Source organism: Flavobacterium sp., from assembly GCF_044368995.1.
GTDB lineage: Bacteria > Bacteroidota > Bacteroidia > Flavobacteriales > Flavobacteriaceae > Flavobacterium.
On sequence record NZ_JBIPMS010000002.1, the window covers coordinates 1 to 23,916 of the forward strand.

The 23,916-nt window shown below is 31.8% G+C and carries 24 protein-coding genes; 8 read left to right on the forward strand and 16 right to left on the reverse strand.

The window, feature by feature from the left end; genetic code table 11:
• The 4 genes from ACIQ2I_RS00220 to ACIQ2I_RS00235 form a co-directional block, all read right to left on the reverse strand.
• Positions 1-1,040: transglycosylase domain-containing protein (locus tag ACIQ2I_RS00220; RefSeq protein ID WP_396180425.1), on the reverse strand; the 1,040-nt coding region annotated here is incomplete at its 3' end.
• A gap of 8 nt (positions 1,041-1,048) precedes the next feature.
• On the reverse strand, positions 1,049-1,537 hold the full coding sequence (locus ACIQ2I_RS00225) for a gliding motility lipoprotein GldH (protein WP_396180426.1): 489 nt from the start codon (positions 1,535-1,537) through the stop codon (positions 1,049-1,051).
• The gene (locus ACIQ2I_RS00230; RefSeq protein WP_396180427.1) at positions 1,530-2,681 is read right to left on the reverse strand and encodes a stage 0 sporulation family protein; all 1,152 of its coding nucleotides are present in this window, start codon (positions 2,679-2,681) and stop codon (positions 1,530-1,532) included. Before ACIQ2I_RS00230 ends, ACIQ2I_RS00225 begins: the two co-directional genes overlap by 8 nt.
• Positions 2,682-2,857: 176 nt before the next feature.
• Positions 2,858-4,228: a rhodanese-related sulfurtransferase gene (locus tag ACIQ2I_RS00235; protein WP_396180428.1), complete on the reverse strand. Its 1,371-nt coding sequence runs from the start codon at positions 4,226-4,228 to the stop codon at positions 2,858-2,860.
• Between the two features lie 184 nt (positions 4,229-4,412).
• Here ACIQ2I_RS00235 and recA point away from each other — a divergent pair, with 184 nt between their 5' ends.
• Both recA and ACIQ2I_RS00245 read left to right on the forward strand, forming a co-directional pair.
• The gene (recA, locus tag ACIQ2I_RS00240; RefSeq protein ID WP_396180429.1) at positions 4,413-5,417 is read left to right on the forward strand and encodes a recombinase RecA; all 1,005 of its coding nucleotides are present in this window, start codon (positions 4,413-4,415) and stop codon (positions 5,415-5,417) included.
• 78 nt (positions 5,418-5,495) lie between these two features.
• Positions 5,496-5,903 (forward strand): hypothetical protein, encoded by a 408-nt coding sequence (locus ACIQ2I_RS00245; protein WP_396180430.1) that lies wholly within the window; start codon positions 5,496-5,498, stop codon positions 5,901-5,903.
• A 33-nt stretch (positions 5,904-5,936) separates the two neighbouring features.
• On the opposite strand, the gene ACIQ2I_RS00250 is transcribed toward ACIQ2I_RS00245, so the two are convergent.
• Positions 5,937-6,668 (reverse strand): lysophospholipid acyltransferase family protein, encoded by a 732-nt coding sequence (locus ACIQ2I_RS00250; protein WP_396180431.1) that lies wholly within the window; start codon positions 6,666-6,668, stop codon positions 5,937-5,939.
• A gap of 122 nt (positions 6,669-6,790) precedes the next feature.
• Between ACIQ2I_RS00250 and trpS the strand changes: the two genes are divergently transcribed.
• A complete protein-coding gene (trpS, locus tag ACIQ2I_RS00255; RefSeq protein WP_396180432.1) occupies positions 6,791-7,768 on the forward strand; it encodes a tryptophan--tRNA ligase in 978 nt (325 codons plus the stop codon).
• Between the two features lie 153 nt (positions 7,769-7,921).
• Here the strand turns inward: trpS and dprA are convergent, their stop codons facing one another.
• On the reverse strand, positions 7,922-9,028 hold the full coding sequence (dprA, locus tag ACIQ2I_RS00260) for a DNA-processing protein DprA (protein WP_396180433.1): 1,107 nt from the start codon (positions 9,026-9,028) through the stop codon (positions 7,922-7,924).
• A 144-nt stretch (positions 9,029-9,172) separates the two neighbouring features.
• On the opposite strand from dprA, the gene ACIQ2I_RS00265 reads away from it, so the two are divergent.
• From ACIQ2I_RS00265 to ACIQ2I_RS00275, 3 genes are all read left to right on the forward strand, one after another.
• Positions 9,173-10,153 (forward strand): SPOR domain-containing protein, encoded by a 981-nt coding sequence (locus tag ACIQ2I_RS00265; protein WP_396180434.1) that lies wholly within the window; start codon positions 9,173-9,175, stop codon positions 10,151-10,153.
• A gap of 66 nt (positions 10,154-10,219) precedes the next feature.
• On the forward strand, positions 10,220-10,732 hold the full coding sequence (locus tag ACIQ2I_RS00270) for an acyl-CoA thioesterase (RefSeq protein WP_396180435.1): 513 nt from the start codon (positions 10,220-10,222) through the stop codon (positions 10,730-10,732).
• 8 nt (positions 10,733-10,740) lie between these two features.
• A complete protein-coding gene (locus tag ACIQ2I_RS00275) occupies positions 10,741-11,793 on the forward strand; it encodes a 2Fe-2S iron-sulfur cluster-binding protein (protein ID WP_396180436.1) in 1,053 nt (350 codons plus the stop codon).
• Between the two features lie 42 nt (positions 11,794-11,835).
• On the opposite strand, the gene ACIQ2I_RS00280 is transcribed toward ACIQ2I_RS00275, so the two are convergent.
• Both ACIQ2I_RS00280 and ACIQ2I_RS00285 read right to left on the reverse strand, forming a co-directional pair.
• Positions 11,836-12,867, reverse strand: coding sequence for a glycosyltransferase family 9 protein (locus ACIQ2I_RS00280; protein WP_396180437.1), 1,032 nt, complete (start codon positions 12,865-12,867; stop codon positions 11,836-11,838).
• A complete protein-coding gene (locus ACIQ2I_RS00285; RefSeq protein ID WP_396180438.1) occupies positions 12,868-13,473 on the reverse strand; it encodes a DUF4254 domain-containing protein in 606 nt (201 codons plus the stop codon). It lies immediately after the preceding gene.
• 69 nt (positions 13,474-13,542) lie between these two features.
• Here ACIQ2I_RS00285 and upp point away from each other — a divergent pair, with 69 nt between their 5' ends.
• A complete protein-coding gene (gene upp / locus ACIQ2I_RS00290; protein WP_396180439.1) occupies positions 13,543-14,196 on the forward strand; it encodes a uracil phosphoribosyltransferase in 654 nt (217 codons plus the stop codon).
• Here upp and ACIQ2I_RS00295 read toward each other — a convergent pair.
• Entirely contained in the window at positions 14,191-15,117 is a 927-nt protein-coding gene (locus ACIQ2I_RS00295) for a DUF6427 family protein (protein ID WP_396180440.1), read from the reverse strand. The genes upp and ACIQ2I_RS00295 overlap by 6 nt on opposite strands.
• Positions 15,118-15,158: 41 nt before the next feature.
• Here ACIQ2I_RS00295 and ACIQ2I_RS00300 point away from each other — a divergent pair, with 41 nt between their 5' ends.
• Positions 15,159-15,392, forward strand: coding sequence for a uracil phosphoribosyltransferase (locus tag ACIQ2I_RS00300; RefSeq protein WP_396180441.1), 234 nt, complete (start codon positions 15,159-15,161; stop codon positions 15,390-15,392).
• A gap of 15 nt (positions 15,393-15,407) precedes the next feature.
• On the opposite strand, the gene purD is transcribed toward ACIQ2I_RS00300, so the two are convergent.
• From purD to ACIQ2I_RS00335, 7 genes are all read right to left on the reverse strand, one after another.
• Complete coding sequence (purD, locus tag ACIQ2I_RS00305) at positions 15,408-16,679, reverse strand: phosphoribosylamine--glycine ligase (RefSeq protein WP_396180442.1); 1,272 nt, start codon at positions 16,677-16,679, stop codon at positions 15,408-15,410.
• Positions 16,680-16,776: 97 nt separating this feature from the next.
• The gene (locus ACIQ2I_RS00310) at positions 16,777-18,129 is read right to left on the reverse strand and encodes an exopolysaccharide biosynthesis polyprenyl glycosylphosphotransferase (protein WP_396180443.1); all 1,353 of its coding nucleotides are present in this window, start codon (positions 18,127-18,129) and stop codon (positions 16,777-16,779) included.
• A 1-nt stretch (position 18,130) separates the two neighbouring features.
• Positions 18,131-19,114, reverse strand: a complete 984-nt coding sequence (locus ACIQ2I_RS00315; protein ID WP_396180444.1) for a UDP-glucuronic acid decarboxylase family protein — start codon at positions 19,112-19,114, stop codon at positions 18,131-18,133.
• A 5-nt stretch (positions 19,115-19,119) separates the two neighbouring features.
• Complete coding sequence (locus ACIQ2I_RS00320; protein WP_396180445.1) at positions 19,120-20,451, reverse strand: O-antigen ligase family protein; 1,332 nt, start codon at positions 20,449-20,451, stop codon at positions 19,120-19,122.
• Positions 20,384-21,520 (reverse strand): DUF1972 domain-containing protein, encoded by a 1,137-nt coding sequence (locus ACIQ2I_RS00325; RefSeq protein WP_396180446.1) that lies wholly within the window; start codon positions 21,518-21,520, stop codon positions 20,384-20,386. The genes ACIQ2I_RS00320 and ACIQ2I_RS00325 overlap by 68 nt, the downstream gene beginning before the upstream one ends.
• Positions 21,521-21,544: 24 nt before the next feature.
• On the reverse strand, positions 21,545-22,654 hold the full coding sequence (locus tag ACIQ2I_RS00330) for a glycosyltransferase family 4 protein (protein WP_396180447.1): 1,110 nt from the start codon (positions 22,652-22,654) through the stop codon (positions 21,545-21,547).
• Positions 22,644-23,891, reverse strand: coding sequence for a hypothetical protein (locus ACIQ2I_RS00335; RefSeq protein ID WP_396180448.1), 1,248 nt, complete (start codon positions 23,889-23,891; stop codon positions 22,644-22,646). Before ACIQ2I_RS00335 ends, ACIQ2I_RS00330 begins: the two co-directional genes overlap by 11 nt.
• Between the last annotated feature and the right edge of the window lie 25 nt (positions 23,892-23,916).

A 23,916-nucleotide genomic window follows, 5' to 3' on the forward strand; every position in this document is an offset into this window, starting at 1 on the left:
GCGGTTGGATTGTCTTTTTGACGGCGATTGAATTCGGGTTGTAAATTCGATAAATGCTCTTCTACAGCTTCCTCGGCATATTGTTGCATGCGCGAATCGATAGTAACATAAATTTTTAAACCAGCCGTGTACAAATCAATTTCTTCTCCTTTTTCGTCTTCAATGGCTTTGATGATAGGTTTTAAACTTTCCCGTAAGTATTCTCTAAAATACGTAGCCGTTCCTTCTGCATGACTTTCTGGTTTGAAGTTTATTTTTACAGGAACTCGCTTCAATTCTGCTGCCTTTGCTTCCGATAAATACTTGTTTTTTACCATTTGGTCTAAAACGGTATTTCTACGTTTAAATACTCTTTCTTTTCTTTTTTCTTTGGTAGGATTGAATAATGCTGGGTTTTTTAGCATTCCAACAAATAAAGCACTTTCTGCTAAAGTTAAATCTTTAGGTTCTTTATTCATGTAGATTTTTGAAGCGGAACGAATGCCGACTGCGCTATTTACAAAATCTACTTTGTTTAGGTATAATGCTATAATTTCTTGTTTGGTATATTGACGTTCTAATTTTGTAGCAATAATCCACTCTTTGCATTTTTGAATGACACGAAATGGTAAAAATTTAGAGCCTTCACCATGAAATAAATTTTTGGCTAATTGCTGGGTGATTGTACTTGCTCCGCCGCTTCCTCCTAAACTGGAAATGGCTCTTAATGTTCCTCTTGCATCTACACCAGAATGTTCGTAAAAACGTTCGTCTTCTGTAGCTATTAAAGCATCTACTAAATGTTTTGGTAAATCTTGATATTTAACCGGTGTTCTGTTTTCTTTATAAAATTTTCCTAAAGTAACGCCGTCTGAAGAAATAATTTCTGTCGCGATATTGGTATCTGGATTTTCTAATTCGTCAAACGAAGGCATTTTTCCGAAAAATCCCCACGATGCCAAAAGAAAAAACAATAAAAGGCCACCAAAAGTGTAACCGAATAATTTCCAAAATTTTCTAACGTAATCTGAATAACTGACTTGGGTGTTGTTAGTTGCCATTTGTATCTTTATTTTCTTTTTTCTATTCTAAATCCTAAATCTGTAATGCCGGTTAAGTCTTTTACGCCTTGTACTTTTCCTGTTTGTCTAACAGCATGTTCAACTTCTACCGTATATTTCCCGGCTTTTTCAAAACTATAATTTTCTTTGTACCACAGTTTGCTTTCTTTTACATCTGAAAAACCAGTTCCTAATAAACTACCGTCCGGATTTGCCATTTGGTATTCTAAAGTATCTACTAGTACTTTTCCGTTTGGCTGATTTAACGATACTATTAAAAACAAATTATTATATGGATACTCGTTGTTGTTTCTAACGTTTAAATATAAATTATATACGCTTGTGGTGTCTTTTTGTTCAAAAGTAAAAGCGGCTTTTTTGTTTTTTTTCCAAGTGCCATCAAAGGCATAATATTCATCAAAAACTTGTTTTTTGTCGCAAGAAATTACCACAAAAATCAAGAAAAAACTTACTATTTTAAAAAAAGTATTATTCATTTTTCTTAAACGGTTTCTTTTTTCTTTTATTATTATTGTTTGGTTTTCTTTTAGGTTGATCAAAACGTGTTAGACTATCTTGCCCTACAACATTTTCGAATTTTTTCTCCACATTTAGGGTTGAAACTTCTTCTACAAAGTCTTCTAATTGTGCGATTTTTTTACCTTGTTTGTTAATGGCAACAATTTCATTGGCTTTTTCTGCGGTTAGCGTGTGCCAATGAGCTGGAGCGTTTGCGTAAGAAAACCACATTAAATTTTTGAAAATATCTATTTTTTGGCAATACGCATCGCCTTTATCGGTAAGTAATTTTGTGTCCATGTCTGGCAAGCCTTTTAGTGCATCTAAATACGTGTCTAATTCGTAATTTAAACAACATTTAAGCTTTCCACATTGCCCTGCTAATTTTTGTGGATTTAAAGATAATTGCTGGTATCGTGCTGCTGAAGTATTTACGCTTCTAAAATCTGTTAACCAAGACGAGCAACATAATTCGCGTCCACAAGAACCAATTCCGCCTAAACGAGCAGCTTCTTGACGGAAACCAACCTGTTTCATTTCTATACGGATTTTAAATTCGCCAGCGTATTCTTTAATCAATTGTCGGAAATCTACACGGTCATTTGCAGTATAATAAAACGTAGCTTTTGAACCATCGCCTTGGAATTCGATATCCGAAATTTTCATTTCTAATTTAATCGCTATGGCAATTTCACGCGCACGAACTTGAATGCCGTCTTCTTTATTTCTAACGCCATGCCAAATATCGATGTCTTTTTGAGTCGCTTTGCGGTATACTTTAGGAATTTCGGCGTTGTCTTTTACGTTTTTCTTGTTCATCTGAACACGAACTAATTCGCCAGTTAGAGACACCAAACCCACATCGTGACCAGAAGAAGCTTCTGTAGCCACTACATCGCCGATGCTTAAAGTAAGTTTTTCGGTGTTTCTAAAAAATTCTTTTCTACCGTTTTTAAAACGTATTTCTACACAATCAAACGGTGCTTGCCCGCCTGGTAACGTCATATTGGCTAACCAATCGAAAACTGTTAATTTGTTGCAGCTATCGGTGCCGCAAGTCCCATTATTTTTACACCCCTTTGGTGCACCACCATCGGAAGTTGAACAACTTGTACATGCCATAATTTATATATATTGATCGCCTCAAAAAATTGAAACTACTTTTCAACTATTATTTTGAGTGTAAAGATAGCATTTTTTTGACTGAATTTAAACTTTTGGTTTTTCAAGTTGTTACAAACAAAAAAACCTGTTACATCATTATAACGCAACAGGTTTCATTTTCTTATGAATTTCAATTATATTTTATATATTTTATCTGATTCTCTAATTTTAAATGGGACTACAAAAGTTACTTTATCACCAGGTTTGGCTAAGGTGTCTTCGATTCCGTTAATTAACATTGTCCCCACTTGCATTTTCTCATTTCCGGTTGTAGGTCCTGAAATAAAAATGGTATCTCCTGTTTTTAATTCTTGGTTTTCTATTAAAAATTGGCCTACTTGTGCTTTGGTAAAATAATGTTGGCCTTTGCCAATATATATTTTTCTTTCTGTGGTTAATTTTCGCTTTCTAATTTGGGTAACCGCCGAAACTTTTACTGGTTTTTGAGCGATTTCTTCAAAAATATTTCGCTCCGAATTTTGTTTGAATTTTAACGCCGGTGATTTCCCTTTCTGAAAAATCATATTGCCGTTTTTTAATCCTTTTCTGCGGTTTTCTTGTTCCTCTAAAGGCAAATAAATGGTTGTTACACAACTTGTAGAACAACAGTTTTCCATTTTTTCAGCACACGAATCGCACTGAATAAATAATAAATGACACGCTTCATTGGCGCAATTTACATGCGTATCACAAGGTGCGCCACATTGGTGACATTGCGAAATAATATCGTCTGTAATTCGTTCGCCTAAACGGTGGTCGAATACAAAGTTTTTACCAATAAATTTACTTTCTAAACCTTCTTCCTTAATTTGTTTGGCATAGTTAATAATGCCGCCTTCTAACTGAAAAACGTTTTTAAACCCTTGGTGTTTGTAATAAGCAGAGGCTTTTTCACAACGAATACCCCCTGTACAATACATCACTAAATTTTTATCTTCTTTGAAGTCTTTCAATTGCTCGTTGATAATGGGTAAACTTTCACGGAACGTTTCTACATCTGGCGTAATCGCACCTATAAAATGTCCGACTTCACTTTCATAATGATTTCTAAAATCTACTACGATCGTATTTGGGTCTTCTAAAATTTGATTGAATTCTTTGGCGTTCAAATGTACGCCTTTGTTGGTTACATCAAAAGTTTCGTCGTTCAATCCATCGGCCACAATTTTGTGTCGTACTTTTATGGTTAATTTTAAAAAAGAATGGTCATCATGTTCTACGGCAATATTCAAACGAATGCCTTTCATAAAATCGTAGGTTTCTAATGTGTCTCTAAAAGCATCAATGTTTTCTGCCGGAACAGACATTTGGGCATTTATACCTTCTTTAGCAACATAAATTCGCCCTAAGGCATCTAATTTGTTCCATTTCAAAAACAACTCATTTCTAAATAATGTGGGATTTTCAATTTTGGCATACGCATAAAAAGAAAGCGTTACTCGTTGACCGGCTTGGTCAATTAACTTGGCTCTTTCTTCTGCGCTTAAGGTGTTGTACAGTTGCATGCTATAAACATTTTAAGGTTAGAGACGTGATAATCACGACTTAAAGAAATAAATAAACAAATTCTAAATGGAAGAATTCGATAGCAAAGGTAGAAATATTTTTTAATTGAAATGCATCAAGAAATTTACAAACAAAATTTGTTGCAATAAAAAAATTCTGTATTTTTACGAAAAATTAAATATTATGAGCACCGAAAAAGAAGCAAAATTAAAAGCCTTACAACTAACATTAGACAAATTAGACAAAACGTACGGTAAAGGAACTGTAATGAAAATGGGTGATTCTGCAGTAGAAGAAGTAGAAACCATTTCATCAGGATCTTTAGGTGTAGACATTGCATTGGGCGTAAATGGGTATCCGAAAGGAAGAATTATCGAAATTTACGGACCGGAATCTTCTGGTAAAACTACCCTAACCTTACACGCCATAGCAGAAGCACAAAAAGCAGGTGGAATTGCCGCATTTATTGATGCAGAACACGCCTTTGACCGTTTTTATGCCGAAAAATTAGGTATTGATATTGATAATTTAATTATTTCTCAACCTGATAACGGAGAACAAGCATTAGAAATTGCGGAAAGTTTAATTCGTTCAGGCGCTGTAGATATTGTAGTAATTGACTCGGTTGCAGCTCTAACGCCAAAAAGTGAAATTGAAGGCGATATGGGTGACAGTAAAATGGGATTACACGCCCGTTTGATGTCGCAAGCGTTAAGAAAATTAACAGGAACCATTCATAAAACAAAATGTACCGTATTTTTTATCAATCAGTTGAGAGATAAAATTGGGGTGATGTTTGGAAGTCCTGAAACTACAACAGGTGGAAACGCATTGAAGTTTTACGCTTCGATAAGAATTGACATCAGACGTTCTTCCCAAATTAAAGATGGCGACACAGTAATTGGTAACAGAACGAGAGTAAAAATTGTAAAAAATAAAGTAGCACCGCCATTTAGAACTGCAGAATTTGATATTATGTACGGAGAAGGAGTTTCTAAAGTGGGTGAAGTTTTAGACTTAGCTGTAGATTTTGAAATTATCAAGAAAAGTGGCTCTTGGTTTAGTTATGGCGAAACCAAATTAGGACAAGGAAGAGATGGTGTAAAACAACTTATCAAAGACAATCCAGAATTAATGGATGAGTTAGAAGTTAAAATTAAAGAGTTCCTAAAAGAACAAAACGCATAATACAACAAATCATTCTTTTTAGGATGGTTTTTTGATTAAAATCAAATTGACTATTCAAATTATTTAAAAAGTTTTATTATGAAAAAATTAATAGCACTTATCTGTATTTTTGTATTTTCTATTTCATGTACACAAGAATATGATGGGCCAAGAGTTCATTTAGAATTAGTTCCCGTAGAATCGGTTGTTTTGCCGACAACTTTTACAGTAAATACTATTAACGAAATAGAAGTTACCTATTCAAGACCTTCTAGTTGCCATGGTTTTGAAGGTTTTTATTACACTAAAGACGATTTTAATAGAACTATTGCTGTACTAAATTACGTGATAGAAGAACAAGGATGTTTGCCTTTACTCAATCAATTGCAAACGGAAATTTTAAGATTTAAACCAGCTACTTCAGGCACTTATCTTTTAAAGTTTTGGAAAGGTAAAGACGCCAACGGAGTTAATCTTTATGAAGAATTTTCAGTTGTTGTACCATAATAAAAACGCCTTTTAGGGCGTTTTTTTTGCTTATTATTTTTGAAGTTCCGTTAAAATAATATCTCTAACTTCTTGTTTTAAAAGATTTTTATCATTCATAGTTTTTCCTATTGTGGAAATGGGCGCATGCACTTTCGCTCTCATTTTTCCTGGCGAACCACTAAAAAAAGTATAGGAAAAGCGTTTTTTGTTGTCGTAAAAAGTCACGGGAATTATTGTAAGTTGGTGTTCTATTGCAATTCGGAAAGCGCCGTCTTTAAATTCGTCCAAAAGCACACTTTCATCGGGCACGCCGCCTTCAGGAAAAATACAAATACTCAATCCTTGTTGAATTCTGTTTTGCGCGCGTTCAAAAACAGCAAATCTACTTTTACTATTTTCTCGGTCAACCAAAATACAAACACGTTTGTAAATGAATCCAAAAATGGGAATTTTAACCAATTCTTTTTTTCCTACAAAAACAAATGGATGGTTTTTTACGGCCAATAGCATCAGCATAACATCTGCCATAGAAGTATGGTTGGCTACCAACATATAACTTTTACCTGCTTCAAAATTTTCAGTGCCTTTTATAGAATATCTAAAACCCATTCCAATTAATATAAATCGCGCCCAAAATCGTGCAATTTTAAAAAACAAAGGGTATGTTTTTTCGCTTAAAATGCTAATTAGTATGAGTGGAAATAATACTATTATTGGCAACAATACCAATAGGTAAAACCAGATACGGTACAGCAACCAAAACGGATATTTAAATAAATTCATTTCTTAAATTGTATTCGATTTTCAAAAGTAAACAATTTTAAAAAACTTATTCTTTTTTAGTTGCACCTTTTTACTTGGCTCTTTTTACTTAAAAACTTACATTTGCAAAAACAACATTCAATATGGCAAAAATATTAACAGGTGTTCAAAGCACAGGAACGCCACATTTAGGAAATTTATTAGGCGCAATTATTCCAGCTATACAAATGGCAAATAATCCTGCGAATGACTCGTTTTTATTTATTGCCGATTTGCATTCGATTACGCAAATTAAAAACGGAATCGAACTCAAACAAAACACCTATAGCACAGCTGCCGCTTGGTTAGCGTGTGGATTAGATACTAATAAAGTGGTTTTTTACAGACAATCAGATGTGCCACAAACCGCAGAATTGTCATGGTATTTGAGTTGTTTTTTCCCTTTTCAACGTTTGACATTAGCCCATTCTTTTAAAGACAAAGCAGATAGGTTGGAAGATGTAAATGCAGGATTGTTTTCTTATCCGATGTTAATGGCTGCCGATATTTTACTGTACGATGCCGAAATTGTGCCTGTTGGAAAAGATCAAATGCAACATATTGAAATTACTAGAGATGTGGCTTCCCGTTTTAACCATCAAATGGGTGAAACTTTTGTGTTACCGGTAGGAAAAACCAGTGAAGAAACGATGTTAATTCCTGGAACAGACGGGCAAAAAATGAGTAAATCGCGAAATAATTTTATCAATATTTTTCTGGATGATCAAGCTTTATTGAAACAAATAAAAGGCATTGAAACCGATAGCACACCTTTAGAAGATCCAAAAAATCCAGCTACTTGTAATGTGTTTGGTTTGTATAAATTATTGGCTTCTCCAGAAGAAACAGCAGATTTAAAAGCAAAATATTTAGCTGGAAATTATGGTTTTGGACACGCCAAACAAGCGCTATTTGATTTAATTGCTTACAACTTTAAAACCGAAAGAGAAAAATATAATCACTACATAAACAATCCTGCAGAAGTAGACAAATTACTTTTTGAAGGCGCAGCAAAAGCTGGAAAAGTTGCCGATAGCGTTTTGAAAAGAGTCCGTGAAAAATTAGGGTTTGTAACTATGTAGAAAGTTTAAAAGTCGTCAAGTCAAAAGTCTATATTGTTGTTATTTAAAAAGTTTTTTTAAAATAGTGTAAATTAGTTTCTGTTGTTTAATTATGTGTCTTTAAATTCCGTGTTTGTTCTTTTGACTTTATGACTTTTAAACTTTCGACTTAACCTACACCACTTCAAACAACTTGCCTGGCATAGGTCTAATGACGCCTTTTAACTCCATATTTAGTAACAAAGATGAAATTTTAAAAATAGGAAAGTCGCAATCTAAAGCTATAATATCCATTAGTTCATTGTCTTTATTTACTAAATAATCATAAATTTTTTGCTCGTCTTCCGTTAAGGAAACAAACAATTGTTTTTGCACGGATTTGCTTTCTTTTTTTGAATGAATATCCCAATTTAAAATATAAATCAAATCAGCCGCACTGTTTAATAAATGCGCGCGTTGCGTTTTGATTAAATTGTTACACCCTTGGCTAAATTTATCAGAAACTCTCCCCGGAACAGCGAAAACATCTCGGTTATAGTCATTTGCAATGCTGGCCGTAATTAACGAACCGCCTTTTTCTGCACTTTCAATAACAATTGTAGCTTCACACATACCCGCAACGATTCTGTTTCTTTTGATAAAATTCTCTCTTTCTGGATTGCTGGTGCTCCAAAATTCGGTCATAAAACCGCCGTTTTGTTCCATTTGAGAAACATACTTTTTATGTGATTTTGGATAAATTTGATTTAAACCATGAGCCAAAACACCAACAGTTTGTAAGTCATTTTGGATGGCAGCTTGGTGCGCTACAATGTCCACACCATAAGCAAAACCGCTAACAATAACGGGGTTTAAAGGCGCTAAATCTGATATTAGTTTTTTTGTGAAATCGATTCCATAGGGCGTAGTTTGTCGGGTTCCAACAATATTTATTAATTTTTTATTTTGCAAATCAATAGCCCCAGATTGAAACAAAATAATTGGTCCGTCTGCGCAATGTTTTAAGCGTTCTGGATAAGAATTTTCTTCAAAAGTAGTATAAGAAATGTTTTCGTCTTCTATAAAACGAAGTTCGTTTTCGGCCAATTGAAAAACAGCTTTTTCTTGTAAATTTTTGTAAAGATAATGACCAATTCCCTCAATGGCAACCAATGATTTTTTTGGAGTTTGAAAAACCGCTGAGGGTGAACCACAGTGCTTAATGAGTTTTTTGGCAACAACGTCACCAATACCTTCCACTTTTAAGAGCGCTAGCGTGTAAAATAATTCGTTATGTAACATGGCGTATAATATAATTTACAAATATATTTATTTTTTTAATATTTTGATGACATTCTGTAAAACGAAGAAAAATAATTTTAATATTGTTAATAAAAATTGTTAATAAAATTTTGTTTTTGGGCTTGAATTCTTAATTTTGCCTATATGAAGATAGAAAAACACATTTCAGAATTGTTGTACAGATACCAATGCGTGGGCGTTCCTGGCTTTGGAGCTTTCTTATGCGAATGGCAATCTGCACAAGTAATTGTGGGACAAAATTCATTTGCGCCGCCGAAAAAAGTAATTTCTTTTAATTCGAACATAAAAAATAATGATGGTTTATTGGCCAATCATATCGCATTACAAGAAAAAATTAGCTATGAAAAAGCGTTAAATAGCATTCAAACGCAAGTTGGTTTTTGGTTAGAGAAATTAGAAAATAAAGAACATTTAGTGTTAGAAAATATTGGTGAAATTTTTTCCAATTCCGAACATAATTTTGTTTTCAAACCCAATACAGCTATTAATTATTTGACAGATTCTTTTGGTTTGGCTGGTTTTAATTCGCCAGAAATAGCAAGAGCCAATCAAATACTTACTGATGTTGCTTCACTAACTGAGTCTATAATAGAAGCACCAATTTCAATAGAAGAAAGTGCTGAAAAAGACACGCCGGTTATTCCAATAAATGGTAAAAATCGCTCAAGTAATTGGTTAAAATACGCTGCGGCAGTAGCTGTTTTTGCTTCTGCGGGAACGTATGGTTACAAAATGTATTATGATTATACAATTAACCAACAAACTATAATTGTAGAAAAAACGGTACAAGAAAAAATAAATCAAAGAATTCAAGAGGCTACTTTTGTAATTCCAAATCCAATAAACGCAGTTGATTTAACTTTAGAAACAACGCATAATGGAAAATACCACGTGATAGCGGGCGCTTACAGAAGCAAACGAAACGCTACAAAAGCCATGAATGATTTACTTTCACAAGGTTTTGAAGCTCATTTGTTAACTGAAAACAAATATGGTTTGATACCTGTTGCTTTTGGGAGTTTTTCTAATTTAAATGAAGCTCAGAATTTAAAAATTCAAATAAAATCAAAAGATAGCGTCGACGCTTGGTTACTTATAGACTAATCCCAATTTTGGGATTTTTTTATGCCCTTTTTTTAATTCAGAGTTAGTATCTTTGTAAAAAAAATAATGCAAAACAAATATCCTTCAGATTCCGTAACTACACTAACCGATTTAGTGTTGCCTGGTGAAACCAACCCGCTGAATAATTTATTTGGTGGCGAATTATTAGCTCGTATGGATAGAGCCGCTAGTATTACTGCGCGCCGTCATTCGAGAAGAATTTGCGTTACGGCTTCGGTAAATCATGTGGCTTTTAATAGAGCTATTCCGTTAGGAAGCGTGGTTACAGTAGAATCTAAAGTATCGAGAACCTTCAATACTTCAATGGAAATTTTTATTGATGTTTGGATTGAAGACAGAGAATCAGGCATTAAAAACAAAGCCAACGAAGCCATTTATACTTTTGTAGCCGTTGATGAAACCGGAAGACCTATTCCAGTGCCACCCATTGAACCACAAACCGAATTAGAAATAGAACGTTACGACGCTGCACTAAGAAGAAAACAATTAAGCTTAGTATTAGCTGGAAAAATGAAACCTAGCGAAGCAACGGAGTTAAAGGCGTTGTTTACAAAATAATATATAACATGGATTTTTATAAATTAGCAATAAAAGAAATCAAACGAGAGACAAAAAATGCGGTTTCCATCGTTTTTAATATTCCACAAGAACTAAAATCAGCTTACCAATTTATTGCAGGTCAATATGTAACCTTAAAACTTACTTTAGACGGCACAGAACTTCGTAGAGCTTATTCTATTTGTTCTTCACCAAAAAGTGGTGAAATGCGAATTGCTATAAAAGAGGTAAAAAGCGGTGCTTTTTCAAGATTTGCCAACACAAAATTAGCTGTAGGCGATTTGTTAGAAGTAAGCATTCCCGAAGGAAAATTTACATTTGAAGCCAAACATGAGCATCAAAAAAGTTATGCCGCATTTGCTGCTGGTAGCGGAATTACGCCTGTTTTATCGATTGCAAAAAGCATGTTAGAAGAAGAACCAAATAGTACTTTTGTTTTATTTTATGGTAATAAAGACGAATCGGAAACTATTTTTCATGACGAGTTACATGAACTTCAATTAAAAAATTTAGGGCGGTTTTTTGTGCATTTTGTGTACAGTCAAGCTAATGTTGCTGGGGAATTATTTGGTAGAATTGACAAGTCAATTGTAAATGCTGTTTTAAAAACCAAACATGCTGATAAAACCTTTTCTAAGTTTTACTTGTGCGGACCAGAAGCCATGATACAAGTAGTTACGGCGACTTTAAAAGAAAATAATGTAGCTGAAAAAGACATTAAATTTGAATTATTTGGCACTTCGTCTGCTTCAGAAAAGAAAATTGATGCTGTAAATGAAGGCCATACAAACATTTCAATTACTGTTGATGCAGACGAAGTTACTTTTGAAATGAGTCAGAAACAAACCATTTTAGAAGCGGCTTTAAAACAAGGTTTAGATGTGCCTTATTCTTGCCAAGGCGGTATTTGTAGTAGCTGTATTTGTAGGGTTACAGAAGGAAGTGCTACCATGAAGAAAAACCAAATTTTAACAGATAATGAAGTAGCTGAAGGATTGGTTTTAGCATGTCAAGCGGTACCAACATCCTCTGAAATTAAAATTAATTTTGATGATATTTAATTGTTGAAATTCCAAATAAAAAATTCCAAATTCCAATTTTATTTAGTTAAGATTGGAATTTATTTTTTCTATAACCTGAGAAGGTAAAATCGTTCGCATCGCATATTCATAACCTGCTACTTTTTTATTTCCGTACACCGAAGTAGGTAAAAAAGGGTATTGTTTTCTATCTGAAGTCAAACTAAAATCATCAGGTTGATGGAATGGTTGAAATCCTGCAAATGGATGTGTGGCGCCCCAAAGTGTGATTACCTTAATGCCCATCATAGCCGCAATATGCGCGTTTCCAGAATCCATAGAAAGCATAATATTTAAATTAGAAATAATGGCTAATTCTGCTTTCAAGTTGGTTTTTCCAGCTAAAACAAGTACATTATCATGGTTGTTTTTTAACTGATTTAGTTGCTTAATTTCTTCTGTTCCGCCACCAAATAATAAAATTTTATTTGAAGTATTTTTTGCTAAATCATCTATTACTTGTTGCATCAAATCTGTTGGGTAGACTTTATTTTCGTATTGTGCAAAAGGTGCTATTCCAATCCAATTTTCTGCTTTTTTACCCGTAATTTTTATTATTTCTTCAGATAAAATCGCTTTTTCAGGAAACATGGGAGTATTTAAATTGATTTGAAAACCTAAATTTTCAAACGTTTCAACATGTCGTTCGAACATTGATTTTATTGGAGAAATGTTTTTGATGGCTAACTTTGTAAGTGCTTTTTTGTCTATTCTTCCTTTATCTGTAGCGGCTACTTTTTTGCCATTCAAAGCGAAAAGTGTAGTGATAATTTTTGATCGTAAGACATTATGTAAATCGGCAACGGCATCAATATTGAGTTTTCGTAAATCAGAAAATAAACGCAAAAGTCCTAAAAAACCTTGGTGTCTTTCTTTTAAATCAATTGGAAAAAAAGTTATGTTTTCAATATCGTCAAAAAACGGTTTAAAAAACGGTCGAGAAACTACTGTGATTTTCACGTTGGGATATTGCAAAGAAAAAGCGCTCAGTACAGGAACGGTCATAGCGACATCGCCCATAGCTGAAAGCCGAATAACTAAAATGTGAGAAGACATTTATTTTTTATTTTGATATAAAACTGGATTCAAATCCGCATCGTTGTACATTTTCATTTGTTTGTACACCTTCATGAATTTGTCGCCATTTTCAATATCTTCCACTAATTGACTAATGGAAATAAACATATCATTTTTTTGATCTAACAATACATTTAATTTTTCTTGGCATTTTGCTCGGTGTTCTGACGTGGCTTCTTCGCGAGTAGCTTCCTCACTCATGTGGTAAATTTTCAAGGCTAAAATAGATAATCTATCAATTGCCCAAGCCGGACTTTCTGTATTAATTCTGGCATTTGGTTTCACTTGAACGTGTGCGTATTTTTGTAAAAAATAACCGTCAATATATTCCACCATATCAGTTCTAACCTGGTTAGAAGCATCAATTTTGCGTTTTAAATCTAACGCAGCAACGGGATCAATATTTGGGTCGCGCACAATATCTTCATAATGCCATTGCACTGTATCCACCCAGTTTTTGGCAAACAATAAATGTTCTACTGACCCTTTTTCATAAGGATTAACTACTGGCTGATATACATCATCAATGACGTGATACGCTTTTATAGCTTGTTCAAAAATGGGAAAGGCGAATTCTGCAAACATAATTTTTAATTTAATTTACAAAAATAAGGATTTTTTGTACTTTTAACCATAAATTACAAATTATCTCACATGAACATTCATTATATTTCCGAAGAAAACAGCCTTTTAAACCAGTTTTTATGTCAAATTAGAGAGGTAACCATTCAAAAAGACGGCATGCGTTTCAGGAGAAACATGGAGCGTATTGGCGAGATAATGGCTTATGAAATTAGTAAAAAACTAACGTATAATAATGTAGCTGTAACCACTCCGTTAGGTATAAAAAATACTTCAGAAATAGCAGAAAAAATAGTATTGTGTTCAATTCTGAGAGCGGGTTTGACATTACATCAAGGTTTTTTAAACTATTTTGATGCTGCGGAAAATGGTTTTATTTCGGCTTACAGAAATCATTATAATTCGGATGAAAATTTCGATATTTTAGTGGAATATCAAGCTGTGCCAAATATGGCCAATAAAACATTAATTTTAGTAGACCCAATGTTAGCAACCGGACAATCATTAGTTGCAGTTTTAAATAAAATTTTAGCTACACAACAGCCAAAAGAAATCCATATTGCTGTTGTTATTGCTGCTCCGGAAGGCATTAAATACTTGGAAGAAAATTTGCCAGAAAACTGCCATTTATGGGTAGCCTCATTAGATGACAAGTTAAATGAAAAAAACTACATTATACCAGGTTTAGGTGACGCTGGTGATTTAGCGTATGGAAACAAATTATAATTGAGCAAAAAAGAAAAACAATCCCACGCCAAATAACAAATATAAAGACACTTCTTTATAAATAGAATTCTTCATTTTTTCAAACATATTTGCGCCTAAAATAGCTAGTGGAGCAAAAGTATACATCAATAAATCATTAGATTTATTTGCTGAAAAAACATAAATCCCCAAAGCTAAAAGAAAAGCAAAATAAACTTGTTTATAAGATGCCTGCATGTTTAAAGGTTTGTTTTGGTAGTCAATTGTTTGTGAAGCAAAAAATAATACAGAAATAGAAACAAATAAGGAAAACGCCATGTTTTGATACATATTTTTAAATTCAAAAAAGTTAAAACTTACCTGAAAAACAGCTTTATTAATGGAATAGTTATCAAATAATATTAAGCTGGTAGCAATATATAAAATCCAAACACAAAGAAATGAAACAAATGGTAAAATCCAGTTTTTATATTCTTTCCCCGAGTGAAAAATAATAGAAATAAAAACTAAAATAATATACAAAATACTCCAAAAGTGAAAAATAGCAGAAAGGAAAATCCAGAAAGAAGCATCAAATATTTTTTCCTTTGATGAGTTTAATGTTTTTAAAGAAATTAACCTTCTTAAAGCCAATAACAAAAACACATTTGATAGCACAACTTTAATGTTATTTAATACCGTAGGAAATAATAAAATAAACACAAGAAAAAATAGTATTGCATAATTATCGTTTTGAGTTAAGGTGTTTTTAAGTGAAATAAAATTTACCAGAAAAAACGAAAGCAAAAGCAACACAAAAACGCCAATTTTTGAAAACAGATCGCCTGATGTAAAATCTTCATTTGGAACCTGAAATTGGTACACAAAAAAGCAAGAAAACAGCATTATTAATATTAATATGTAATTTATTGGTCGAGTTTTACTAAAAAGACTTGCAATCATAAATATATTTTATATTTTTGTAGTGTAAATATAATAATAAAATGAAAGCATTTTTCGAAGCAATACAATTTTTATTTGTTGAAGTACTTTTTGTACCAATGGACTTTTTAAGAAGTATAGAATTAACAAATTGGTGGGTGGCAAATATAATCAATTGGGTATTTATTTTTACTTGTTGTTATTGGGCATTTTTCTGGACAAAACAATTACAGATTTTCAAAAAATCTGGAGCTGATGAACAAGATACTTCAGCACACTCTTTCTTAACTAAATAAAAAGAATAGGTTCTATTATAAATCGAATCCTATATCTTTTCTATAATTCATCTTATCAAACTTTAGGTTTTCTATGGTTTGATAAGATTTTTTTGTTGCTGGCGTATGTGTTTCTCCGAAGGATGTTACTACTAATACTCGTCCCCCGTTAGATAAAATTTTCCCGTTTTCTTCTTTGGTCCCTGCGTGAAAAATTAAAGAATCTGTTTTATCGTCTAAACCAAAAATTTCTTTGCCTTTTTCAAATTCTTCAGGATAGCCGCCCGAAACAACTACAACAGCTGCTGCTGTTCTTTCGTCTAAATCCAATTCAAAATCGGCTAATTTTTCTGTCGCAACTGCTTGAAACAAAGCAACTAAATCACTTTTTATTCTTGGGATAACTACTTCTGTCTCTGGATCACCCATTCTCACATTATATTCAATTACAAACGGATTGTCGCCAACTTTTATCAAGCCAATAAATACAAATCCTTTGTATTCAATATTGTCGTTTTTTAAACCCGTGATGGTAGGAATCACAATTTGTTTTTCAATTTTTTGCATTAAAGTTGCATCTGCAAAAGGAACTGGAGAAATGGCGCCCATTCCGCCTGTATTTAACCCAGTATCACCTTCGCCAATTCTTTTGTAATCTTTTGCTGTGGGTAAAATTTTATAATTTTTCCCGTCAGTTAAGACAAAACAACTTAATTCAATTCCTTCTAAAAACTCTTCAATTACGACTTTTGCGCTAGCTAAACCAAATTTTGCATCTACTAACATGGCTTTCAATTCATCTTTTGCGTCTTGTATATCATTTAGAATTACCACGCCTTTCCCGGCGGCTAAACCATCTGCTTTTAGAACATATGGCGGAGATAATGTTTCTAAAAAAGCATATCCTTTTTCAACTGTTTCAGAAGTAAAACTTTCGTACTTTGCAGTTGGAATATTGTTTTTTACTAAAAATTCTTTAGCAAATTCTTTACTCCCTTCTAATTGCGCACCTAACTTTGAAGGGCCAATTACTGGAATATGTAAAATTTGAGTATCATTTTTAAAGAAATCATAAATACCATTTACTAAAGGGTCTTCTGGGCCAACCACTACCATTTTGATTGTATTTGTTAAAACAAATTGTTTGATTGTTTCAAAATCGTTTGGATTTACTGAAATATTTGTAGCTATTTTTGCGGTTCCAGCATTACCCGGTGCCACAAAAAGTTGACTACATAATGGGCTTTGAGTCATTTTCCAAGCAAAAGCGTGTTCTCTTCCGCCAGATCCTAATAGTAAAATATTCATGATGGTGTGTGTTGTTTTTTATTGGTGCAAAAATAGTTTCTTTTAATTTAAAAATAAGAAGTCTTTTTATAAGAATTTTGCTTTCTTTAAATTAAAGTTAATAGGCTTTATCTTCGCCTTTAATAGTATTAATAACTGTTTTATGTATTATTTTTAAATCTAACAAAATAGACCAATTTTCTAGATAAAAAATATCAAATTTAACTCTATTTATAATGTCTTTTTCGGTTTCTACTTCTCCTCTGCAGCCGTTTATTTGTGCTAAACCAGTAATTCCAGGTTTAATAAAGTGTCTAACCATAAACTTATCAATACTTTTTGCATACATTTCCGTATGACTAACCATATGAGGTCTTGGTCCTACAACAGACATATCTCCTAATATTACGTTGAAAAATTGTGGCAACTCATCAATACTATATTTTCTTAATATTTTTCCAAATTTAGTTACTCTTGGGTCGTTTTTTTGAACTTGTTCTAAATCTGCTTTAGAATTTAATCGCATAGATCTAAATTTATAACAATAAAACTCTTTATAGTTCAATCCGTTTCTTCTTTGTTTAAAGAAAACTGGGCCTTTGGATTCCATTTTTATTAGTAAGGCTATTAAAGGCGTTAACCATGACAAAAGCAATAAAATTACAAGTAATGAAAACACAAAATCAAAAAAATGTTTGATTCTTTTATTGATTACTTTATCTAATGGAATGGTTCTTAACGAAATAATTGGCACATAACCATAGTATTCAACGGCTAAGTTACGTAACATTCTGTTTTTGCTGTCTGGGAGCAATTTTATTGTTTTAAGATTGTTGTCTGCAAAATGTATTAGTCCTTGTAAATCAGTGCTGTTGAGCGTATTTAATGAGCCATAAATTTCATCTACTTTGTTTTTGGTTATAAACTCATAACACGCTTTAATTTCTTCTTTTTTATTTATTTTTAAACTAAAAACGTTCATTAAATTATACCCATAATTCGGTTTGGTAGTAAAAAATAATTTTAATTCTTCTACGTCTTTTCCATATCCTAAAATGATCACATTTCTTATATTCCCTCCATATAATAACCGATATTTTTTTAGGAGAAAAAAAATTGAAAATTTTACAAAGCTCACAGAAATAAAGGAAAAAGCAATATAGTTCCAAACTTCATCTGGCGTTACATATTTATATTTATAACCAACGTATGCGAATGTGATTAAACTGATAAAAACGAACTGCTTTAGAAGTTTTCCTAAGATGGTAATTTCTTTAGTAAACCTATATACTTCATAATACCCTGAATAATAAGAAATAACTATCCAAGAAAACGACAAAATAGTATGATAACCAAAATTACTCATAGCGGAACGAAGACAGACTAAAATTAATAGATTAATTAATAATAAATCTATAAAAGCAATTAGCGGTCTAATAAATCCTGAATATCTTCCTGTTTTTAACTTCAAACTAATAAATGTATTTTGAAAAATCTTTGTGTTCTTCTTTAGCTAATTCTTCTGGTGAAAGCGATTTAAAATACTCGTAAGTTATTTTCATGCCTTCTTCTCTTTTTACTTTAGCCGTCCATCCTAAAATTTTCTTTGCCTTTGAGATGTCTGGTTGGCGTTGCATAGGGTCGTTTACTGGTAAATCTTTGTAGATTACTTTTTGATTTGTCCCTGTTAATTTGATAATTTCTTCTGCAAAATCAGAAATAGTGATTTCTTCTGGATTTCCAATATTTACAGGCAAATGGTAATCGGAAAGTAATAATCTATAAATACCTTCGACTTGATCTGTAACATAACAAAATGAGCGGGTTTGACTTCCGTCTCCAAAAATCGTTAAATCTTCCCCGCGCAATGCTTGACCAATAAATGCAGGAATTACTCGCCCATCATTTAATCGCATTCTTGGCCCGTAAGTATTAAAAATTCGGACAATTCTGGTTTCCACGCCATGAAACGTGTGATATGCCATTGTAATTGATTCTTGAAAACGTTTGGCTTCATCATATACGCCGCGTGGACCAATGGTATTTACGTTTCCATAATATTCTTCTGTTTGAGGGTGCACTAATGGATCACCATAAATTTCTGAAGTTGAAGCGATAAGTATTCTTGCTTTTTTAACTCGGGCTAATCCTAATAAATTGTGTGTTCCTAAAGAGCCAACTTTTAGAGTTTGAATAGGAATTTTTAAATAATCGATAGGACTCGCTGGAGAAGCAAAATGAAGAATATAATCTAAATTACCTGGAACATGAACAAATTTAGTAATATCATGATGATAAAACTCAAAGTTTTTTTCTTTAAATAAGTGCTCAATGTTTTTTAAATCTCCCGTAATTAAATTATCCATTCCCATTACAAAATAGCCTTCGGCTAAAAAGCGATCGCATAAATGAGAGCCTAAAAATCCTGCTGCTCCTGTTATTAATATTCTTTTCATTAATTTTAGATTTTTAAGGCATTTTTGTCTTCTTTGATTTGAAACAAACAATATAAAGATATAAAAAACAACACCCCTTTTTGTCTCCATAAGAATGACTCTGTCAAAAATAAGCTTATCATTAGAACTGCAAAAGAAATATGTATAAAATTTTTATGTGTAATTGCAGTTTTTATGTTTAGAATCAACATTATAATCAATAGTGCAAAACCACAAAAGCCTAATTCAGCAAAATTTTGAACATATTGATTGTGAAAATTAAAAGATCCATATCCTGGATAAAGATTGTATTTTTTCTCTTTTTCTATAAGTTTAACTTGTGAGGCGCTTAAACCTAATCCTTTCCAAAACAATGACTCTTCGCTAAAAATTTCTAAAAACATTCGGAATTGATACACCCTGAAAGCAGTACCTGGAAAATAATCACCATGTGAAAATTTCTCGTTGTTCCAAGCTTCATATATGCTTACATAATTAACGCCTTCATCTGCCTCATTGTATACACTATGACTTACGCTGGTTTTGGTATTGGATTGAAACTCGACTAAAAATCTGTTTTTTATTTTACTAAAACTAAATGCCGCTACTAAAATTAAAGTTAAAATAATTAAATTTCTCAATCGCATTTTGTTTGACGATTTTGAAAAATAAAAAAAATGAAGACCAATTAAAAACACAAACACAATAATTATGTTTTTGGAAGACAATAAAAAAATAAAGCCAAAAAGAATTGATGTGCATATTACATCTATTTTCTTTTTTATTTCCTGATTTAAGAAGTAAAAAAATGCCACAGCCATGTAAACAGATACGTGTATGGCGTTTAATAATTTTGGCACCAAACCAAAATCATCGTCATATTCTCCGTGATAGAAAAATACCCTTTGGTCTCCTGAAATCATATATCTAACCCATGCTCTTAAAAGAAAAAAGCTGGCATAAAACACCATAGCATAGCTGTAATATTTTATTAATTTATGAACTTGATTTTTATTGAAGGGCTTCATAATTAAAAACGAAACCGGAATAAAAAATAATGGCGTTTCTTTGAAAATAGCTGGTATTGTAACCGCTTTATCAATTGACCAAAAATATGAACAGGCCATCCAAATAAATAATAAAATTGGAAATATTAAAGCGTTTTGAAGTGTAATTTTATTTTTTTTATTAAAAAACAAAACCGAGAAAATGAAAATTGCTGTGCTAATAGAATTTATTGACAAAAGTGTTGGCAAAGAAATAAGAAGCAACAAAAAAGGTAAAAATGACTTATTTAGCTTTTGTTCTAGAAGCATTTCTTGCCAAACATTTAGTAAAAAACTGTATGTATTCTTCATTTATTTTAATCCAATTAAATTTTTCGGCAATTGCGGCATAATTTTTTTTAACATATTGCAAGTTATCAATTTTTTTTATGGTATCAATTATTTTTTTTACCTCATCTGCTGAATTAAAGTAATAGGCGTTGTTTTCCAAGACGCCTTTATTAAAATGATTGTTATGTGCAATCACTAAAGCTTGAGACCCCATTGCTTCAAGTAAAGAAGGATTTGTGCCGCCCACTGTGTGACCATGAAAATATAAATTGGAGAAATATCTTAAATTATCTAGATGATTTAAGTTGTAAATTGCCCCTAAAAACTTAATCTTATTACATGATGAAAATTTATTTTTTAAGTATTCCCCATATTTTGTGTTATGGTTTCCAATAACTAAAATTGGTTTTTCATCTTTACTTGACATCACACCATCCAAAACCATATCTAAATTATTTTCTGGTTCGAAACGCGCCATTATCATGTTGAAATGATATTTTTCAACTTTATAACTATTTAAAATTTCTTCGTTTGGTGTATCAAAATTATGTGCGCCATAAGCAATGTATTCACTTTTCTTGCTATGCGTTTTTAAAAGATACTCTTGAATGCCTAAAGAGTCTGAAATTAAATAATCGCTTTTTGTAGCCGCCCATTTTTCGGCAATCTTCAAAAGTTTTTGAACGGGTTTATTGTATTTACTTCGTCTCCATTCTAACCCATCCATATTAGTAATTACTAAGCTGTTTTTTGGATGTAATCCATACCAAAAAGCGCTACTAGTGTAACCTAATTGTAGTATAATATCAAAATTTCTTTTTCGAGAATCCAGAATACAATTTAAATCATAAATAAATTGACCAACAGTTCCGATTTTGTGTTCTGGATCGTAACATTTAATTAGATGTACGTTTTCAAATGTTGCCCCTGAATAAGCGTGATTATGAGGAGAATACACAAACACGTCATGACCTTCTTTTGCGGCATACGTGGCGAAAAATTCGGCAAATTGCTCAAATCCTCCATAATTATTGGGTATGCCTCGGGTTCCTAAAATTCCTATTTTCATTTGAATGGGTAATTGAGACAAAAATAGTGTTTTTAAAAAAACATTCTAATTATTTTTCAAAATGTTACTTAAAACTGTAGCAGAAATTTTCCAAGAATATTTCGACTTAACTTTTTCTCTGATTTCTTCCACTGAAAATTGCGATATTGCGAAAGAAATTTTCTGACTAATTTCGTCAATTGAATTAGGGTCAAATAAAAAATCTTGCATGAAAGTAAATTCTGACATTGCTGTTTTGTTGGAACAAATTGTTGGAATATTAGCGGCAATTGATTCCAGTGGCGGAATTCCGAAACCTTCCGCAAAAGAAGGATAAATAGAAATTGTAGCGCCTCGAGTTAAAGAAAGAAGTTCTTTGAAATTTACTTTCTCTAAAAAAAAAACGGTTTTTTTAATTTCACTTGATAAGCTGTAAAAATATTTTTCAAATGCTACATCTTGAATATCTTTACTCCCTACGAAAACCAGTTGATGCTTTTTATAATAACCATCAATTACAAATGATTTAAGTAAATTTAAGTGGTTTTTTCTGGGCTCTCTTCTACTTACAAATAAAAAATAATTTTGGATTTTATGTTTTTCGAAAATGTCTTTTTGAATTGCCTCTTTATTATACAATTCAAAATAAACTTCATCTACTGCATTTGGTGTTACATAAATATTTTTTAACTTAAAATGTTGTATTAATCTTTCTTTTGAGTATTGCGAAACCGTTAAAACAAAATCAGCTTTTTTAGCGCTCAAATAAAACAAAATTTTATTTTTTATTCGATAAGCTAATGGGAAGAATTTCGGATAATCTAAAAACAGCACGTCATGAATTGTAACTATATATTTACATGTTTTTATGGGCGGTGCTATGTATTGAAAGTGTGCAAAATCAATGGAATGTTTCTTTATTATTGAAGGAATATCGAATATGAGTCTTTTAAATTTATTTTTAGAAGGATATTTTAAATAAATAACATTTTCTCTTTGACCAAAAATACTTTTTAAAGTATCCGGATGAAATGAAATTAAATAAAACAAAATATTTGCATCCAGAATTAATTCTGAATAAATACCTTTTAAATAAGTTGTAGTGCCTTGTGCTTTTCCGTCAAAAACATGGCAATCCACTAACACTTTCGTTTTATTTGAGTGGTTATTTTTCAATTAAATTAGTATAAGATTGTTTTGCAATTACTTCTTTCAAAGCAATTAAAAAACCAATGATTATGGATTTATTATCTAATTTTAAATACAATCCTAAAAACACCCAATTAGAAATAATCAAAAACACACTTGTGCCAATTAATAAATAATTAATGTAAAGTAATTTTGGGTTATTCGTTTTGGGTTGTTTGAAAAGTAAAATTAAAAAAAAGATTAAAAAAAGCACCCCTAAAATTCCTGACTTAAGGAAAACCGTCATAAAACCATTATGAACATATGGAATAAATTGAACAAATTCTCCATCATTAGTGTGTACTTTTCTTCCTAAATTTAAACGTGAACCTAGCCCTTCACCAAATAATATTGCCAATGAACCTTCGTGAGAAACTTGCTGAACAGTTATAATGTTTTCAAATGATCTGTAATTGTCATTAAAATCTTTCCAATCGTTTTTATTAATTTTAGTCTTAAATGCTTCTTCTGGTGCTATTTTTACTTTATAAAGAAACGCGTCTAATCCTTTGCCGCCTCTTTTTGGATTGTAAGATACGATGGCAAAATAGGATACGGCTGTTAAACTAAAAATCGTAAATAAAATAGTTAGTGATTTTCTTGTTAATTTAAAATAGCCTTTCATCGCTAAAAACAAAATAACAAACTGAATCATATTTGTTCGAGCCGCATAAAGCATGCTCGATAAAACCACAACTGCCAAAATATAGTTGATGCGTTTTTTAGAAATTGTAATGTCTAACTCTTTATGAAAAATTAGCATTATAATGACATAAATTTCATAGTCACTGAAATAACCTCCTTTTTCTCTTAATAAAATAAGGTTTAAACTTTTAACTTGTAGAAAAGCAATAAAAATAGTTCCAATGTGGATGATCGCTATAATTAAGCCAACATATATAAAATAATTTAAACGTAATGTTTTTTCGTTTTTAAAAATTTGATATCCTAATAATAAACCAATAATAGGTTTAATCATGTAAGTAATATCTCTTATAAAAAGGAAAAGTTTAGGTTGATAAAATAACGAAGATAAAAAGGCGATAAGAAGAATTGCAGAAAATGTAGCAACGTATTTAAAAATAGTTAACGAATAGTTTTTATTAATAGTAACTAAAAAAGTGATAAACCAAATTGCAAACGTTAATTCATAATTTGGGATTAATGAAACAACGATACATATTAAAAATAAAATTTTACTTGTAAAATCTTTATCAATTTTCATGTTAGGGAATAAGTATTGACTGTTT

Bases quoted from the DNA above. Each gene is read 5' to 3' on its own strand.
- dprA (WP_396180433.1), bottom strand. From the start codon at position 9,028: ATGTTACATAACGAATTATTTTACACGCTAGCGCTCTTAAAAGTGGAA.
- upp (WP_396180439.1), top strand. From the start codon at position 13,543: ATGAACATTCATTATATTTCCGAAGAAAACAGCCTTTTAAACCAGTTT.
- ACIQ2I_RS00250 (WP_396180431.1), bottom strand. From the start codon at position 6,668: ATGAATTTATTTAAATATCCGTTTTGGTTGCTGTACCGTATCTGGTTT.
- trpS (WP_396180432.1), top strand. From the start codon at position 6,791: ATGGCAAAAATATTAACAGGTGTTCAAAGCACAGGAACGCCACATTTA.
- ACIQ2I_RS00270 (WP_396180435.1), top strand. From the start codon at position 10,220: ATGCAAAACAAATATCCTTCAGATTCCGTAACTACACTAACCGATTTA.
- ACIQ2I_RS00230 (WP_396180427.1), bottom strand. From the start codon at position 2,681: ATGGCATGTACAAGTTGTTCAACTTCCGATGGTGGTGCACCAAAGGGG.
- ACIQ2I_RS00335 (WP_396180448.1), bottom strand. From the start codon at position 23,891: ATGAAAATTGATAAAGATTTTACAAGTAAAATTTTATTTTTAATATGT.
- ACIQ2I_RS00300 (WP_396180441.1), top strand. From the start codon at position 15,159: ATGAAAGCATTTTTCGAAGCAATACAATTTTTATTTGTTGAAGTACTT.
- ACIQ2I_RS00265 (WP_396180434.1), top strand. From the start codon at position 9,173: ATGAAGATAGAAAAACACATTTCAGAATTGTTGTACAGATACCAATGC.
- ACIQ2I_RS00315 (WP_396180444.1), bottom strand. From the start codon at position 19,114: ATGAAAAGAATATTAATAACAGGAGCAGCAGGATTTTTAGGCTCTCAT.
- purD (WP_396180442.1), bottom strand. From the start codon at position 16,679: ATGAATATTTTACTATTAGGATCTGGCGGAAGAGAACACGCTTTTGCT.
- ACIQ2I_RS00275 (WP_396180436.1), top strand. From the start codon at position 10,741: ATGGATTTTTATAAATTAGCAATAAAAGAAATCAAACGAGAGACAAAA.
- ACIQ2I_RS00295 (WP_396180440.1), bottom strand. From the start codon at position 15,117: ATGATTGCAAGTCTTTTTAGTAAAACTCGACCAATAAATTACATATTA.
- recA (WP_396180429.1), top strand. From the start codon at position 4,413: ATGAGCACCGAAAAAGAAGCAAAATTAAAAGCCTTACAACTAACATTA.
- ACIQ2I_RS00280 (WP_396180437.1), bottom strand. From the start codon at position 12,867: ATGTCTTCTCACATTTTAGTTATTCGGCTTTCAGCTATGGGCGATGTC.
- ACIQ2I_RS00235 (WP_396180428.1), bottom strand. From the start codon at position 4,228: ATGCAACTGTACAACACCTTAAGCGCAGAAGAAAGAGCCAAGTTAATT.
- ACIQ2I_RS00245 (WP_396180430.1), top strand. From the start codon at position 5,496: ATGAAAAAATTAATAGCACTTATCTGTATTTTTGTATTTTCTATTTCA.
- ACIQ2I_RS00285 (WP_396180438.1), bottom strand. From the start codon at position 13,473: ATGTTTGCAGAATTCGCCTTTCCCATTTTTGAACAAGCTATAAAAGCG.
- ACIQ2I_RS00320 (WP_396180445.1), bottom strand. From the start codon at position 20,451: ATGAAGAATACATACAGTTTTTTACTAAATGTTTGGCAAGAAATGCTT.
- ACIQ2I_RS00225 (WP_396180426.1), bottom strand. From the start codon at position 1,537: ATGAATAATACTTTTTTTAAAATAGTAAGTTTTTTCTTGATTTTTGTG.